We start from the raw sequence: 15,757 nt of genomic DNA, 5'->3' as shown, positions 1-15,757 counted from the left end.
CTCCTCAGGGACGTAAGCAAGTTTGTCCATCAAATCATTTAGCAACATTAAATTGCGGAAGGAATTATGCAGTTTCACTTCGAAAAGGTTCAATGAATGATTCCATTAAGTCCGTATTCAGACAAATAGGCTTATAAACCCAGGACAACATCAATCATTATGAATAAATATTATAAATTCAACTGATTGCAAACCACTTTAGTTGCTTTGGCACATATAATAAAAAGCAATAAATCATTAATATTTATAATCCCGAACCAATATAGAAACCTCACCAATATTACATATCACACTGAACACCAGAATAAGCTTTATAATATAGACAAAATACATACAGCGAATATTAGTCGATTTCAAAAATCTAAAAGACAACTTTAGTAAAACACCGCTCCCTGCTTTCAGGTACACTATACCTCTTTGTTCCACAAACATCAGGCATACCATGACCGATTTAATTGCACGTCCCCGTCGCCTGCGCAAGTCTCCCGCACTGCGCGCCATGTTTGAAGAGACAACACTGACCTTAAACGATCTGGTGTTGCCGATTTTTGTTGAAGAAGAGATCGATGACTACAAAGCCATCGACGCGATGCCGGGCGTGATGCGCATTCCTGAAAAGCATCTGGCCCGCGAGATCGAACGCATTGCGAATGCGGGCATCCGCTCGGTGATGACGTTCGGTATCTCCCACCACACTGACGCGACCGGCAGCGATGCCTGGAAAGAAGACGGCCTCGTCGCCCGCATGTCGCGCATCTGCAAAGAGAGTGTGCCGGAGATGATCGTCATGTCCGATACCTGCTTCTGCGAATACACCTCTCATGGCCACTGTGGTGTGCTGTGCGATCACGGCGTGGACAACGATGCGACCCTGCTGAATCTGGGCAAGCAGGCGGTAGTTGCCGCCGCTGCGGGTGCGGATTTCATTGCGCCTTCTGCGGCAATGGATGGGCAGGTACAGGCGATCCGTCAGGCGCTGGACGCTGCGGGCTTCACCGACACCGCCATCATGTCCTATTCCACCAAATTTGCCTCCTCTTTCTACGGCCCGTTCCGTGAAGCAGCCGGCACGGCGCTGAAAGGCGATCGTAAAACCTATCAGATGAACCCGCTGAACCGCCGCGAAGCGATTCGTGAGTCTCTGCTGGATGAAGCCCAGGGCGCTGACTGCCTGATGGTGAAACCGGCTGGCGCATACCTGGATATCCTGCGCGACATTCGCGAACGCACCGAACTGCCGCTGGGCGCCTACCAGGTGAGCGGCGAGTACGCGATGATCAAATTCGCCGCGCAGGCGGGTGCCATCGACGAAGAGAAAGTGATCCTCGAAAGCCTGGGGGCGATCAAACGCGCGGGCGCGGATCTGATCTTCAGCTATTTCGCGCTGGATCTGGCTGAGAAGAAAATTCTGCGTTAATCCGCTTTAGCGCCGGGTAACGACTTCGCCTTACCCGGCCTGCTCTCTGCACTAATCTTCACCAAACTGCAATACAAACGACATCTCCTCCTTCTACTGTCTGGGCAAGACGGCAGGAGGAGTGATCAATGTTTAGTCTCGACAGCGTTATTGATGACCTTTGGCCTCAGGCGAGGCCCGCACCCTGGCAAAAAAGTCTGTTAAAAAGACTGCTTCACGAAGACGAATTTCAGCAGTTTGCCGCCAGCCACCGTCACCTGAAAGGGCTGGATATGGTGGAGCAGGTTCTGGAACACCTTGATATTCACTGCTCCGTTTCCGCCCGCGATCTCGAACAAATCCCCGAACACGGCCCACTTATTGTGATAGCGAACCACCCCACCGGCACCCTGGATGGGCTGGCGCTGCTGTACGCCGTTTCCCGCGTGCGCCGCGACGTCAGGGTTGTTACCAACAGGATGCTGTCCCACCTTGAGCCCCTCAGTTCATTGTTTATCCCCGTGGATAATATGGGCGGCAGAACCGCAAAAGCCTCGCTGATACTGATGGAGCAGCACCTGCAAAACGCCGGTGTGCTGATCTTCTTTCCGGCGGGTGAAGTTTCCCGCCCAACGCGCAAAGGCATCCGCGATAAAAAATGGCATCCGGGCTTTATCAAGCTGGCCGGCAAATTACGGGTGCCGCTACTTCCGGTACATATCCAGGCGCACAACAGCCTGCTGTTTTATGCCAGCACGCTGGTCTCGCCAACGGTATCCATGCTGCTGCTGATGCAACAGATGTTTCGCCGCCGTCACAGTCAGCTGCCGATCAAAATCGGCCAGCAGATTGCCTGGAATGAGCGGTTTAGTTCTCCCCTTTCATCGCGTGAGATGGCCGAGCAGTGTCGTCAGCACGTGATACGTCTTGGCAAGGGATTGCCTGGCGTCTTTAAAACCCAGTGCGCCATTGCCCGCCCGGAAGACAGGGCCACGCTGAAGCGCGAACTGGCGCAGGCCGAGTGTCTGGGCAAAACCAGCGATGGTAAGGCCATCTATCTTTGGCAGCGCAACGGGCAGGAAGAGGCGCCTCTGCTGCGCGAGCTGGGGCGGCTGCGCGAGATTGCCTTTCGTGCCGTGGAGGAAGGCAGCGGGAAGCGCCGGGATACGGACAGCTACGATGATGACTATCTGCACCTCATTCTGTGGGATGACGATGACCTGGAAATTGTCGGCGCGTACCGCTTTATGCCAACGGCCATGCAGGTGGAAAAGCGCGGCGTCGAGGGGTTGTACAGTTACAGCCTGTTCCACTACGACGAAAAAATGCAGGACATACTGGAGCACGGCATTGAGCTGGGGCGCAGCTTTATACAGCCGCGCTACTGGGGGCGTCGCGGTCTGGACTATCTGTGGTCAGGCATTGGCGCCTATCTGGCACGCTATCCCCATTACCGTTACCTGTTTGGTCCGGTGTCCATCTCCGGCGGCTTACCGCCTGCCGCACGGGATCTGCTGGTGGCGTTTTATCGTCTCTGGTTTCCGGCCAGCCATCCCTTAGCCGCCTCGCGTCAACCCTACCCGGCCTCACTTCCGGACGTGCTGGCACAGTTTGGCGGGGTGGATTACGTGGATGACCTGACAAAGCTGAAATCCCTGCTCGGCAACCTGGGTTGCGGCATCCCGCCGCTCTACAAACAGTATTCCGAGCTATGCGAACCCGGCGGCGTGCAGTTTATCGATTTCGGCAGCGATCCGGCGTTCAATAACTGTATCGACGGGCTGGTGCTGGTGGATCTGTGTTATCTGAAGGCAAACCGCTATCAGCGGTATATAGAAGCACACCTTTAGCTCCGTTGCCCGGTGGCGCTGCGCTTACCGGGCCTACAATTAAACGTAGGCCGGGTAAGGCAACGCCGCCACCCGGCAATCAAGGCGCACGGTAAAACGGCTTATCCCCCAGGATAGTCGCCCGCTGCATAATCCTTCGCTGCGGCAGGTAATCCGCATTGGCGTAATGCTGCGTGACGCGGTTATCCCAGATCGCCAGATCGTTCTCCTGCCAGCGCCAGCGCACCTGGAACTCCGGTTTGGTGATGTGCGCGAACAGGAAGCCGAGCAGCGCCTCACTCTCTTTTTCCGCTACGTCCACGATACGCGTGGTAAACCCTTCATTCACAAACAGCGCCTGCTTTCCGGTCACCGGATGGGTACGCACCACCGGGTGCAGCAGCGGGGGATGTTTTGCGACCGCATCCAGCCAGCGCTGGTGCTCCTCTTCGCTTTTGCGGTACTTGTACTCCGGGAACGATTTTTTGAAGTCATGCTCCGCCCGCAGGCCGCTCAGCAGAGTCTGGAGCGGCGCGGAGAGCGCCTCAAACGCGGCAATCCCGCTGGCCCACAGCGTATCCCCACCCGTCTCCGGCAGCTGTTTTGCTGCCAGAATCGCCCCGGCTGGCGGTGTGTCGATAAAGGTAACGTCCGTGTGCCAGTTGTCATTATCGGGCGGGTTATCGTTATGGGTGTCCAGCACGATAATTTCCTCCACCCCTTCCGCATGCGGGTAGACCGGGTGGATATGCAGGTCGCCAAAACGCAGGGCCAGCGCGCGCTGCTGCTGTGGGGTAATGGCCTGTTCGCGCAGGAACACCACCTGATGACGCAGCACCGCGTGGTACAGCTGCTCAAACTGGTTATCGCTCAGCGGACGGGTTACGTCCAGGCCCGACACCTGCGCGCCAATATATGGCCCCAGCGGGGTAATGGTCAGTCGTTCACTCATTGTATTTCTCCATGCCAGGGCGTCAGGCGACGCTGTAGCGCGCGCAGTCCCAGTTCTAATCCAAAGGCAATCGCGGCGATCACCGCGATCCCTGCCAGTACCACGTCAGTCGCCAGGAACTCTCCCGCCGACTGCACCATAAACCCAAGGCCGCGCGTGGCGGCTATCAGCTCTGCCGCCACCAGCGTAGACCAGCCCACCCCAAGGCCGATGCGCAGCCCGGTCAGTATCTCCGGCAGCGCGCCTGGTAAAATGACGAACAGCAGTATCTGCGCGCGGCTGGCGCCGAGCGACTGCGCCGCACGTATGCGTACCTGCTGCGCACTCTTTACGCCAGCCAGGGCCGACATGGCTACCGGCGCAAATATCGCCAGGTATATCAGTAAGATCTTTGACGTCTCGCCGATGCCAAACCAGATCACCATCAGGGGCAGGTAAGCCAGCGGCGGGACGGGACGGTAAAGCTCTATCAGCGGGTCGAGAATGCCGCGTACCGTCGGGCTCAGTCCCATCGCGATCCCCACCGGAACGCCAATAATGACCGCCGCCAGCAGCGCCACCAGAATACGCATCAGACTGGCGCCTAAATGCTGCCAGAGCGTGGCATCCATAAAGCCCTGCGGCCCGGCGATAGTAATCAGTTTTTCCAGAACCTGGCCTGGCGGGGGCAGAAACAGCGGGCTGACCCACTGCTGCGCGGCAACCGCCCACCATACCGCCAGCAGCACCACCAGCGTGCTGAGGCTTAAGGTGAGCTGGCGAGAGAACGGCCAGCGTAAGGCAAGGCGCGTCCGCCGCGTTTTTTCACTGAAAACAATGCTCATGAGAACGCCTCCCGTTGCTCAAACACGCGGCTTAAGACGTATTCACGCTGTTCAATAAACAGCGGATCGGATTTGATGCTGCGTACCGGCTCTCCCGCCACATAGCGGCGGGCAAACTCAAGCGGCAGGCGCTCCAGCACGCGGCCCGGCCCCGGTGAGAGCAGCACCAGCTCCGTCGCCATAAACACGGCCTCTTCGATATCGTGGGTGATTAACAGCACCTGCTTGCCGGTTTCGTGCCACAGGCGCAGCAGCAGGGTTTGCATCTGCTCGCGGGTGAAGGCATCCAGCGCCCCGAAAGGTTCGTCCAGCAACAGCAGCTGTAGGTTAGCCGCCAGCGCGCGGGCGATCCCGACGCGCTGACGCTGCCCGCCTGAAAGCTGCCAGATAAAGCGTTTTTCAGCTCCCTCCAGCCCGACCTTTTTCAGCATATCGCGCGCCGTACTCAGGCGCTGTTCACGCGCTACACCGGCCAGTTGCAGACCAAACGCAACGTTTTCCTGAACGTTTCGCCACGGGAGTAATCCTTCATTCTGGAAGACCACGCCGCGCTCTGCGCCTGGCCCCGTAACCCGTTTCCCTTCCAGCTGGATCGTGCCGTGCTGATACGGTACAAACCCGGCGATCAGGTTCAGCAGCGTCGTTTTCCCGCAGCCGGACGGCCCCAGCACCACCAGCAGTTCACCGCTGTCCAGCGTCAGGTTGATCTCTTCCAGGGCGGGTTTGCCGCCGTAATCGGCAGACAGGTTTGTAATGTTCAGCATTGCAGCCCCCTTATTTCACAAAGCGATCGGTCACGAACTGGCTGTAATCCGCCGCCACCGCAGGCACTTTGCCCTGCTCTTTCAGGAACGTCGCAGTGTCGACAATCGCTTTGCTCACCGGCCCGTTCAGCTGCTGGACCTGCTGCGCAGGCGTCAGATAGGTGTTGCCTTTTACCAGCCCCGGCACGTCAGCTTCCGGCACGCCGCTCAGACGTGAGAGTTTCTCCAGGTTGGCGGGCTGTTTCAGCCATTCATCCGGGTTGCTGATGTATGGCTGCTGTGCGTCGATGGCGCTTTTGGCGAAGGCTTTCACCACTTCAGGGTGTTTCTCGGCAAAGTCCTTACGTACGACCCAGACGTCAAGGGTTGGCGCGCCCCACTGCCCCACTTTTTCGGAGTCGGTCAGCACGGTGCCCTCTTTTTCCAGCTCGTTGACGGCGGGCGCCCAGACGTATGCTCCATCGATGTCGCCACGCTGCCAGGCGGCAATAATCGCCGGAGGTTGCAGGTTAATGATCTGCACCTGGCCCGGCTTAATGCCCCAGTGTTTCAGCGCTGCCAGCAGGCTGTAATGCGTGGTGGAGATAAACGGCACCGCGATGCGTTTGCCGATCAAATCTTCGGGTTTCGTGATGCTTTTCTTCACCACCAGCGCTTCGGAATTTCCGAGCTGCGACGCCAGCAGGAAGACTTCAATCGGCACCTGCTGGCTGGCGGCCACCGCCAGCGGGCTGGAGCCCAGGTTGCCAATCTGCACGTCGCCCGAGGCTAACGCCCGCACAATCGCCGCGCCGCTGTCGAACTTGCGCCAGTCGACATTCGCCCCGCTCGCTTTGGCAAAGGTGTTATCCGCCTGCGCGACTTTCGCCGGCTCAGCGGAAGTCTGATACGCGACGGTGACGTCCACCGCCTGCGCCTGAAATGCCCACAGCGCCAGTGCGCCGAGTAATGTGATTCGCGATGAAATTGCCATAGTGCCTGCTCCCCTTGTTGTTATAAGGGCAGTATTTCCGGCGCGAGAAATTTGATAAAGGAATAAAAAAGAATCGCTAATGACGATTCGTTTTTAGAAAAAAAGCGGGAAAGGATAGTGAATTTTGTGCGGTTGTTTCGCCGGGTAAGGCGCAGCCGCCACCCGGCAAAGACCTCAGCGCTGAACCGTCAGCGCAGCAATATCCTGCGGCGTGGTGCGACAGCAGCCGCCAATCAGCTTCGCACCGGCATCCAGCCACTGCGGTAAATACCCCGCCAGCGTCTCGCAGGCGTCACCATGGTGATGCCAGGTTTTGCTCACCGCATCATAATGCTCGCCGGAATTCGGATAGACCACCAGCGGCAGCGACGTCAGGCTGTGCAGATGCGTCAGCGCCGCGGTGGTGTTTTCCAGCGCGATACAGTTGATCCCCAGAGCGACAACCTGTGGGTAGCTTTCGAGCGCAGAAACGACATCCCGCAGCGGCGTCCCGTCACTCAGATGCTCGCTGTCACGCAGGGTAAATGAGAACCATGCCCGGGCGCGAGGATACGCCGTCAGCAACGCCGCCAGCGCCTTAATCTCCGGGAAAGAAGGCAGCGTTTCACAGGCCAGCAGATCCGCGCCCGCATCCAGCAGCGCCTCCACGCGGGGACGGTGGAACGCGGTGAACTCTTCAGCGCGACGCACATAATCGCCGCGATATTCAGATCCATCGGCAAGGTACGCGCCGTACGGCCCTACCGACCCCGCCACCAGCAGCGTGCCCGCCTGCGCATTCTCTGCCAGGTACGCTTCCCGCGCTTTGCGTGCCAGCTCTACGCTTTTGCCAATCAACGCCCGGGATTGCGCCTCGTCCAGCCCGCGTGCGGCAAAGCCCGCAGGCGTGGCCTGATAGCTGGCGGTGATCGCCACCTGTGCCCCCGCGCGGTAATAGTCGAGGTGCACGTCCCGGATCAGCTCCGGGTTTTCCATCAGCACTTTGGCCGACCAGAGGCTGTCGGCAAGGTTACAACCGCGCGCTTCCAGCTCCGTTGCCATCGCCCCATCCAGCACGACAAACGGCTGGTTTTCAAGGAGGGCGGTAAGCGGATTATTCTGCGACATGTTCAGGCTCCTGCGTGGTCAGGTTTCGGGTCAGGTAGTACGCGCCATAACACAGGGCGACAAACGGAAGCCCGCAATAAAGGGCAATACGCTGGCTGGGGTCAAACCACAGGCCGACGCAGGCCACCAGACAGAGGATAAAGCCAAGCACGGGCACCAGCGGATACCATGGCGCGCGATACTGCAACGCCGAAAGTGGCTGCCCGGACTGCACGTGACGGCGACGAAACACGAAGTGTGACGCGCAGATGCTGATCCACACCGCCACCACCGCAAAACCGGAAATGGCTGACAGGGCCACAAACACCGTATCCGGCGCGACCACGCTGGAGAACAGCGCCAGCACGCCACCCAGCATGGAAACGGAGAGCGCCGTCAGCGGCACGCCGTTTTTGTTGACGCGGGCAAAGCAGCGCGGCAGCGTTTTCTCGTTAGACAGAGACCACAGCATACGGCCAGAGGCGTACAGACCCGAGTTCGCCGCCGAGAGGATCGCCGTCAGGATCACGAAGTTAAAGATATCCGCCGCATACGGAATGCCGACCTTTTCAAACACCAGCACGAACGGGCTTTTCTCCACGCCAGCCTGCTGCATCGGGATCAGCGCCGCCAGCACAAACACGGTGCCAATAAAGAAGATGATGAGCCGGGCGATGGTGGTGCGAATAGCAACCGGAATAACCTTGTGTGGGTTTTCCGTTTCTCCTGCCGCGATGCCGATAAGCTCCGTTCCGGAGAAGGCAAAGTTGACCGCCACCATGGTCATCAGGATCGGCAGACCGCCGTGCGGGAACCAGCCTTCGGCAGTAAGGTTGCTTAAGCCCGGCGCCGGTGAACCGTCCTGCATCGGGATAAAACCGAAGATCGCCGCCCCGCCGAGAATAATGAAGGCGATGATGGTGATGACTTTCACCAGCGAGAACCAGAATTCCCCTTCGGCGAAGAAGCGCGTGGAAATGACGTTAAGAGCAAAAATCACCACGCAAAAGACGACGCACCACGTCCAGACGGGAACCTGCGGGAACCAGTACTGCATACAGAACCCGGCTGCGGTAAAGCTCGATCCCAGCGCCACTGTCCACGTAAGCCAGTAGAGCCACGCCACGGTATACCCTGTCGCCGGGCCGAGATAACGAGCGGCGTAGACGTGGAACGCGCCGGTTTCCGGCATCGCCACGGAAAGTTCCCCCAGGCATTGCATAACCAGCCAGACCACCAGCGCACCAATAAGATACGCCAGCAGCGTGCCCGCCGCGCCGGTTGTCGAAATGATGTATCCGGTATTGAAGAATAACCCTGTGCCGATAACGCCCCCCAGCGAGAGCATAATCAGGTGACGGGTTTTCATGGTGCGCTTAAGCTGCCCGTTTTGTTGTTCTGATTGCATATTACCTTCTAAACGTATGGACATCTAAACATCCAAAGAAGGGTGTTATACCGCGATTGTTAACAAAAAGCCACCCGGCACGACTTCGGCGCAATTATTGGTAAATCTTTAAATCAGTTCTATAGTCGACACAGTTTCTTCTTCACCAGGACTCACTATGCGATTTAACGGACTGACCAAAGGTTTCTTTATTCTCATCCTGGCCCTTGTTACCTGGGCTTTCTTTGACGTGCTGTCTCCCTATTTCTCGGCGATTCTGTGGGCCGCTATCCTGACCATCATTTTCAACCCGGTGAAAAACAAACTGCGTACCGCGCTGGGCGATCGCAACGGGCTGGCTTCCCTCCTTACACTCGGCATTATCTGCCTGATCGTGTTTATTCCGTTGATGGTGATCCTTTCCTCGCTCGCGGTAGAACTGAACATGGTTTACACCAAGCTGCAACAGAACAACACGCAGTTCCCGGAAGTCATCGCCGGTATCTTCAACCGCCTGCCGGACTGGGCCAGCGGCTTCCTGGCGGATCACAACCTGACCAACGCCGCGCAGATCCAGAAGAAGCTCTCCGATGTCGCGTTACAGGGCGGGCAGTATCTGGCGGGAAGCGCGTTCCTGATTGGTAAAGGGACGTTCGGCTTTGCTATTAGCTTCGGCATTATGCTGTACCTGCTGTTTTTCCTGCTCAAAGACGGGCCCTATCTGGTGCGCCAGATCCTCGACTCGCTGCCGCTGTCTGACTTCGCCAAACAGCACCTGTTCGCTAAGTTTGTCGGCGTCTCGCGAGCCACTGTAAAAGGTACGGCGGTCGTGGCAGTGGTTCAGGGTACGCTTGGCGGTATCGCCTTTGCCATCGTCGGTATTGACGGTAGCGTACTCTGGGGAGCGCTGATGGCGTTCCTCTCCCTGGTGCCCGCCGTCGGCTCGGCAATTGTCTGGGTTCCCGCCGCCATCTTCCTGTTTGCCACTCACCAGCTGTGGCAGGGTCTGTTCATTGTGGGCTTCTTTGTCATTATCGTCGGGCTGGTGGACAACCTTTTACGTCCGCTGCTGGTGGGCAAAGACACCAAAATGCCGGACTACCTGATACTGATCACCACGCTCGGCGGTATGGAGCTGTACGGCATTAACGGCTTTGTGATTGGGCCGCTGATTGCCGCCCTGTTTATCGCCTGCTGGAACCTCTTCTCTGGCCGCGACCACGCAGGCAACGCCGAAGAGCTGGACGCAGACTTTATCGAAGAGGGAAAAAATCATCCGGACCTCTAACGAAACGCGTTTGGACAGGCGGCCCGGTGCCGCCTTTTTTTTCGCGTTAAATCAGGGGTTTTCTATAATCTGAAATGAACGCTCTTCCACATTTGTCGTAGAAGGATCCAACAGGTGCGAATCGCCACGATCACAAACTGGGCTTATGGTGTCACGGTGTGCCTGACCATTGCCTCCGGCATCGTCATGCTGATGGCTTCCCATGCCGACAACGTAGAGCGTCAGGCTGTTAAGCAACGACAAATTTTTGACCAGCTTACGGAAGAGATTGAAGCAGAAACCTGGATGCTCTCCGATTTAGCGCGCCTTTACGCCATCAAAAAAGAGCCCGATGTGCTGAAAGCGTACCAGGCGAAAGAAGGTGAACTGAAGAATATTGAACACAAAGTGGGACAGTTAAAAGATACGGGCGCAACGGGCGAAGAGCTGGCGCTGCTGTATGAAGGGCTGAAGATTGTTGATGGCCTACAGGATGAACAGCAGGCAGCAATTGCCAGCGTCGCCCGGGGTGAGGAACAACAGGCCATTGCGTTACTCTTCGGCAAAATCTACGAACTTGAAACGGAACGCGCCCAGAGCAAGATTGACCATTTTCGTATGCTGCTGGATAAGCGCATTATTGCCGATGTCCAGGCGGCGACCAACACGTCGAAAACGCTGCGTACCGCCTCAGAGGTGATGGTCGGCCTGACCGCCCTGCTCTTCTTATTCGTGATGGGCTTTATTCTCAAGCACCGCGTGCTGCGCCCGGTAGTGCGCCTCAGCGATGTGGTTCACCGCCTGGCCTCACAGGATTACGGCGTCGAAACGCCCAATTTCAACCAGGTCGATGAGATAGGCGATATGGCGCAGGCCATTCGCATTTTCCGCGAGAACGGGCTGGCAAGGCAGCGGCTTGAAAAAGAACGCGACGCAGACTGGGCCATCCGCGAGCTGCTCGCGCGAATGACCCAGCGCTTGCAGGGATGCGAGAACGTCAGCGACGTGATTGAGGTGGCAGAGTTGTTTGCTCCCAACATTGCGCCGGGTGTCGCCGGACGTCTGTATATTCTGGATCGAAACCCGTGGGAGATGCGCTGTGCGGCGGAATGGTTATCTCCACAGGGAGAAAAAAATGCTTTCCACCCCGATCAATGCTGGGCCATACGCCGTGGTCAGAGCCACCCACCGGTCAACGGCGAGCCGGATATCGGTTGCCAGCATCTGCCTGAATCACAAAAAGACAGTTCACTGTGCGTGCCGCTCATTGCGCAGGGGGAAGCCATTGGTTTGCTGTCGTTTCAGAACATCACGCCTGAAACAGCGCCGTCCCGCGCATATCTCGAATTAATGGCGGAAGCCCTGGGTCTGGCGCTGGCCAACCAGCGTCTGCGCGATGCCCTGCTGGAAAAAGCGCTATTCGACCCGCTCACCGGCTTGCGTAACCGCCACCACCTGGAAGATACCCTGCGCACTCAGATAGCTCAGGCAATGCGCAATGATGAGCCGGTGAGCTGCATGATGATCGACATCGATCACTTTAAAAGCATTAACGATCGCTTCGGCCATGAGGCTGGCGATCATGTGATAAAGAGCGTGGCGACAATTGTTCAGCGTGCCGTGCACGATGCCGGCCTGGCCTTCCGCTTTGGTGGCGAAGAGTTTCTGGTGCTGCTAACGGGTGCGGATGAGGAAGCGGCTCACGCCTGCGCAACTGAGATTTATAACGGCGTCCATACGCTGTCGCTGCGCTATGGGCTTGCTGAGATTGGCCCAGTGGATGTGTCGATCGGGATCGCCAGTTACCCGCAGCACGCCCAAAGCGACGACCTGCTGCGCGCGGCAGACGTGGCGCTTTACCGGGCGAAAGAGCTGGGGCGCTCGCGGATCGTCAGTTTCAGTATGCTGGAGACGGGTTAACCGAAACTCAGTGCAAATGACGTCAGAGGTACGCGCACTCTCTTATTCCCTCACATTGAGGGTGCGTTATCATTCTTTGTACAAATAAATTCATCTTAACGATGCCACCATTGATAAAAAATGGGGGTGCGTAAATATATCAATAAATCAAAGCGATCATTTTTTAAACCCGGGTGGCTAATTACACTGAGTTTTAATGTTTTAAAAAACGTAAGCTCCAGCCAGAGGTCTGCAATCACGGGGCAAACAACGATTATCCATTTGATTTTAATACATTTAATGAAGTATCGTTTGCAAAAAGCCGTGGCGTTCAACAAAATAGACAAACTTATAGGATAATTAACTTATAATTCTTATACTTCTGTTAAAAAGAGGAGGCCAATATGCGAATAATCCTAATGCTGTGCTGCTTTTTGGTACAAAGTTTAAGCTGGGCTGGCGAACTGCCAAAGCCTGTGGGCAAACCCATCTTAACAATTACCGGTAATATAGAAAATACGAACGAAAATGGAAAAGCCGTTTTTGATATTGCCAGCCTGGAAAAACTGGGGATGGTGAGTTTCCAGACGACCTCTCCCTGGTATAATGGCCGCACGAAGTTTGAGGGTATCCCGATGCGCAAACTCATGGAGTATGTGGGTGCTAAGGGTTCTGTTCTGAATGTGGTTGCACTCAATGATTATACTACCGTCATCCCTCTCAGCGACTTCCAGAAATACAACGCCATCCTGGCGTTAAAGGTCAATGGCGAATATATGCGCATCCGCGATAAAGGTCCGTCATTCATCGTCTACCCTTATGACAGTCTTCCTGAACTCAATAATCAGATTTATTACTCGCGATCGGCCTGGCAGGTCAGCAAAATGAAGATTGAATAGTAGTTCAGGAGAACATAATGAACAGGATACTGGTTGGTATCATTTTTTCTCTTTTTATCACTACGGGATATATAGCCTTTCTTGTCTACGACCGTCAGCAGGAGTTGCAAAAATTGACTCACTACACTGAGTCCTGGTCTGTAGCCCAACTGGTATCTGAATATTACCGATTTGAATCATGGATTGGACTGTACGCAACCGAGACTGATGACGTTACGGTAGACCAGGTTCGCATGCGCCTGGAAATCATGCTGAGCCAGAATGATTTATTGAAAGAGGGCGGCCTGGGTCGTTATATAAACAGCGCGAAAGCGCATCAGGCGCTCGCCTTACGCCTGGAAAATATACTGAACTATCTGGATGGTCATCTTGAGAAAATGAGCCGTTCAGAGTTAAAGCTCTATCTGAAAAATATGCATTTACTGGATGCACCGCTAAGCCAGCTTTCATCAACGGCTTTAACAAAAGATGTTAATACAATCAATGAAACTAACCTAAAAATACAGGTTCTATATTATATTTATTCAGCACTTTCGCTGTTACTGGTTATTTTAAGCTTCATACTGGGCTTTTTGATTATCTATCAAAATAAAAACATTCTCAAAGCACATACACAGGTTAAAACTCTGGCTGAAGAACTTCAGCTGTCCAAAGAAACCCTGCAAATCCAGAATACAAAACTGGAATACGATGTTTATCATGACTCCCTTACCGGCATGAAAAACCGTCTTTTCTTCTGGGATGATCTCAATAAACTTAATCTACAGGCTGAGGAAAAACATATTTCGGTCACGGTGATGTTATTCGATTTAGACCGGTTCAAAGAGGTGAATGATACCTACGGTCATGATGCTGGCGATTTACTGTTACGTGAGGTATCCACGCGCCTTAACGCTTTGAGCCGCTTTTCAGAGACATTTTATCGTTTGGGCGGCGACGAATTTGCGTTTCTCTCCAGTGGCTTAACCGAAGCCGCAGCCGTTTCACGCGCGCGAGAAATCAGTGATAGCATCAGCAAGCCCTATACAATTAATAATCAACTTATAAAAATAGCCACCTGTGTGGGTATTGTTTTATCGGATAACGAACGACGTTCAGATTACCTTTATAAATTTGCCGATCTGGCGCTCTATGAAGCCAAGAAAGAAGGTTCTCAGCAAATCAAAGTCTTCCGCCAGCGAATGCTACAGAAGTTGCAGGAAAGCAGAACCCTTGAAAATGATATGGCAAGAGCAATAGAGAATGATGAGTTTATTGTTTATTACCAGCCTATTGTGAATTCCGTCAGCAAGGAAATTTACGGCTATGAAGCGCTTATTCGCTGGATGCACCCCGTCAAGGGGATGCTCTCCCCGGATAGCTTTATTTTCGCCGCTGAAAAAACAGGCATGATCAACGAGATAGGTAAAACTGTACTTAAACTGGCCTGTAGGGAAGCGGTCTCATGGGCTGTTCCGGCCAGGATCTCCGTCAACGTCTCGCCTGTTCAGTTAGGCAGCAAATCATTTATTAATACGGTGCAGTCCGTTCTGGCTGAGACCGGGCTCCCGGCTAACCGTCTTGAGTTAGAGGTCACAGAGTCTTCCCTCTTCAGTGACAGAAATAACCCCATTGCGATCCTCAAAAAACTACGCTCACTGGGCGTAAGAATTTCTATTGATGATTTTGGCACGGGTTATTCGTCGCTCTCCAGACTCAGCGAACTGAATTTTGATAAAATCAAGATCGATAAATCTTTTGTCAATCCGATATCTACGCAGGAAGATGCGCTTAATATTGTGAAGCTGATTACCGGTATGGCTAAAAGCCTTAATATGGGCGTTATTGCCGAGGGCGTTGAGACCGAAGAGCAGCTTGAGCGGCTTCAGGCTCTGGGTTGCGAGCTTGTGCAGGGATATCTTTTCAGCAAACCACAGCCTCAGGTCGACAGCAAAATTAAGAGCGGCCAGGAATGATCCCCTCTCCTCAGCCCGATACCAACCGGGATCACATTTTTCACCCCTGGGTATTCACTGACAATAACCAGGTGTTATCATTCACCCCGTAAATACCTATCAACTCAAACCGAGGCTTTGATGCTGGAGAATGTAATCATCCGATAATCAGCTTCCCGACCTTTCCAGGCCGGACTGATTATCAATGCGCCGAAATCGTATGCGGACACCGCTGTGTGTTTGCACGTTTTGCACATGATGATTAAACAGGTTTTCCAGTATGAATTTATCCCGTCAGGAACAACGTACCTTACACGTTCTCGCCAAAGGTGGCCGTATTGTGCACGTCCGCGATAACTCTGGCCGCGTCACCGCCATTGAATGCTATAGCCGCGAAGGGCTACTGCTGGCTGACTGCACGCTCGCCGTTTTCAAAAAGCTCAAAACCAAAAAGCTGATCAAATCCGTTAACGGTCAGCCCTACCGCATTAACACCACCGGGCTGAACAACGTTCGCGCTCAGCCTGATAATCGTTAAGGAGAGGAT

13 protein-coding genes are annotated in these 15,757 nt (G+C 54.8%); 7 read left to right on the top strand and 6 right to left on the bottom strand.

Going from position 1 to position 15,757, the window contains the following annotated elements; all coding sequences use genetic code 11:
- Positions 1–442 precede the first annotated feature (442 nt).
- Both hemB and ACOTY5_RS00290 read left to right on the top strand, forming a co-directional pair.
- Positions 443–1,417 (top strand): porphobilinogen synthase, encoded by a 975-nt coding sequence (gene hemB, locus ACOTY5_RS00295; RefSeq protein WP_015571323.1) that lies wholly within the window; start codon positions 443–445, stop codon positions 1,415–1,417.
- A gap of 128 nt (positions 1,418–1,545) precedes the next feature.
- Positions 1,546–3,246, top strand: a complete 1,701-nt coding sequence (locus ACOTY5_RS00290) for a lysophospholipid acyltransferase family protein (protein WP_045142026.1) — start codon at positions 1,546–1,548, stop codon at positions 3,244–3,246.
- 79 nt (positions 3,247–3,325) lie between these two features.
- Here ACOTY5_RS00290 and tauD read toward each other — a convergent pair whose 3' ends face one another.
- The 6 genes from tauD to mmuP all read right to left on the bottom strand — a co-directional run bounded on the left by tauD (position 3,326) and on the right by mmuP (position 9,232).
- Positions 3,326–4,177, bottom strand: a complete 852-nt coding sequence (gene tauD, locus ACOTY5_RS00285; RefSeq protein WP_017694443.1) for a taurine dioxygenase — start codon at positions 4,175–4,177, stop codon at positions 3,326–3,328.
- A complete protein-coding gene (tauC, locus tag ACOTY5_RS00280) occupies positions 4,174–5,001 on the bottom strand; it encodes a taurine ABC transporter permease TauC (RefSeq protein ID WP_017383144.1) in 828 nt (275 codons plus the stop codon). The genes tauD and tauC overlap by 4 nt, the downstream gene beginning before the upstream one ends.
- Positions 4,998–5,765 carry a taurine ABC transporter ATP-binding subunit gene (gene tauB, locus ACOTY5_RS00275; protein ID WP_045142025.1) on the bottom strand — a complete coding sequence of 256 codons (768 nt, stop codon included), beginning with the start codon at positions 5,763–5,765 and terminating at the stop codon, positions 4,998–5,000. Before tauB ends, tauC begins: the two co-directional genes overlap by 4 nt.
- Positions 5,766–5,775: 10 nt before the next feature.
- Positions 5,776–6,738 (bottom strand): taurine ABC transporter substrate-binding protein, encoded by a 963-nt coding sequence (gene tauA / locus ACOTY5_RS00270; RefSeq protein WP_015571327.1) that lies wholly within the window; start codon positions 6,736–6,738, stop codon positions 5,776–5,778.
- Between the two features lie 174 nt (positions 6,739–6,912).
- The gene (gene mmuM / locus ACOTY5_RS00265; RefSeq protein WP_040117252.1) at positions 6,913–7,845 is read right to left on the bottom strand and encodes a homocysteine S-methyltransferase; all 933 of its coding nucleotides are present in this window, start codon (positions 7,843–7,845) and stop codon (positions 6,913–6,915) included.
- The gene (mmuP, locus tag ACOTY5_RS00260) at positions 7,832–9,232 is read right to left on the bottom strand and encodes an S-methylmethionine permease (RefSeq protein ID WP_045142024.1); all 1,401 of its coding nucleotides are present in this window, start codon (positions 9,230–9,232) and stop codon (positions 7,832–7,834) included. The genes mmuM and mmuP overlap by 14 nt, the downstream gene beginning before the upstream one ends.
- 157 nt (positions 9,233–9,389) lie before the next feature.
- Here mmuP and ACOTY5_RS00255 point away from each other — a divergent pair, with 157 nt between their 5' ends.
- The 5 genes from ACOTY5_RS00255 (at position 9,390) to ACOTY5_RS00235 (ending at position 15,748) form a co-directional block, all read left to right on the top strand.
- On the top strand, positions 9,390–10,499 hold the full coding sequence (locus ACOTY5_RS00255) for an AI-2E family transporter (protein WP_045142023.1): 1,110 nt from the start codon (positions 9,390–9,392) through the stop codon (positions 10,497–10,499).
- Positions 10,500–10,613: 114 nt separating this feature from the next.
- On the top strand, positions 10,614–12,398 hold the full coding sequence (locus ACOTY5_RS00250; protein ID WP_045142022.1) for a diguanylate cyclase: 1,785 nt from the start codon (positions 10,614–10,616) through the stop codon (positions 12,396–12,398).
- A gap of 383 nt (positions 12,399–12,781) precedes the next feature.
- Positions 12,782–13,276, top strand: coding sequence for a molybdopterin-dependent oxidoreductase (locus ACOTY5_RS00245; protein ID WP_023303170.1), 495 nt, complete (start codon positions 12,782–12,784; stop codon positions 13,274–13,276).
- 17 nt (positions 13,277–13,293) lie between these two features.
- On the top strand, positions 13,294–15,231 hold the full coding sequence (locus ACOTY5_RS00240) for a putative bifunctional diguanylate cyclase/phosphodiesterase (protein ID WP_045142021.1): 1,938 nt from the start codon (positions 13,294–13,296) through the stop codon (positions 15,229–15,231).
- A gap of 259 nt (positions 15,232–15,490) precedes the next feature.
- On the top strand, positions 15,491–15,748 hold the full coding sequence (locus ACOTY5_RS00235; RefSeq protein ID WP_045142020.1) for a YjhX family toxin: 258 nt from the start codon (positions 15,491–15,493) through the stop codon (positions 15,746–15,748).
- Positions 15,749–15,757 lie beyond the last annotated feature (9 nt).

It is taken from the genome of Enterobacter cloacae complex sp. SHL018, from assembly GCF_049237905.1.
GTDB lineage: Bacteria > Pseudomonadota > Gammaproteobacteria > Enterobacterales > Enterobacteriaceae > Enterobacter > Enterobacter hormaechei_C.
This window is presented reverse-complemented; position numbering and strand designations above follow the sequence as displayed.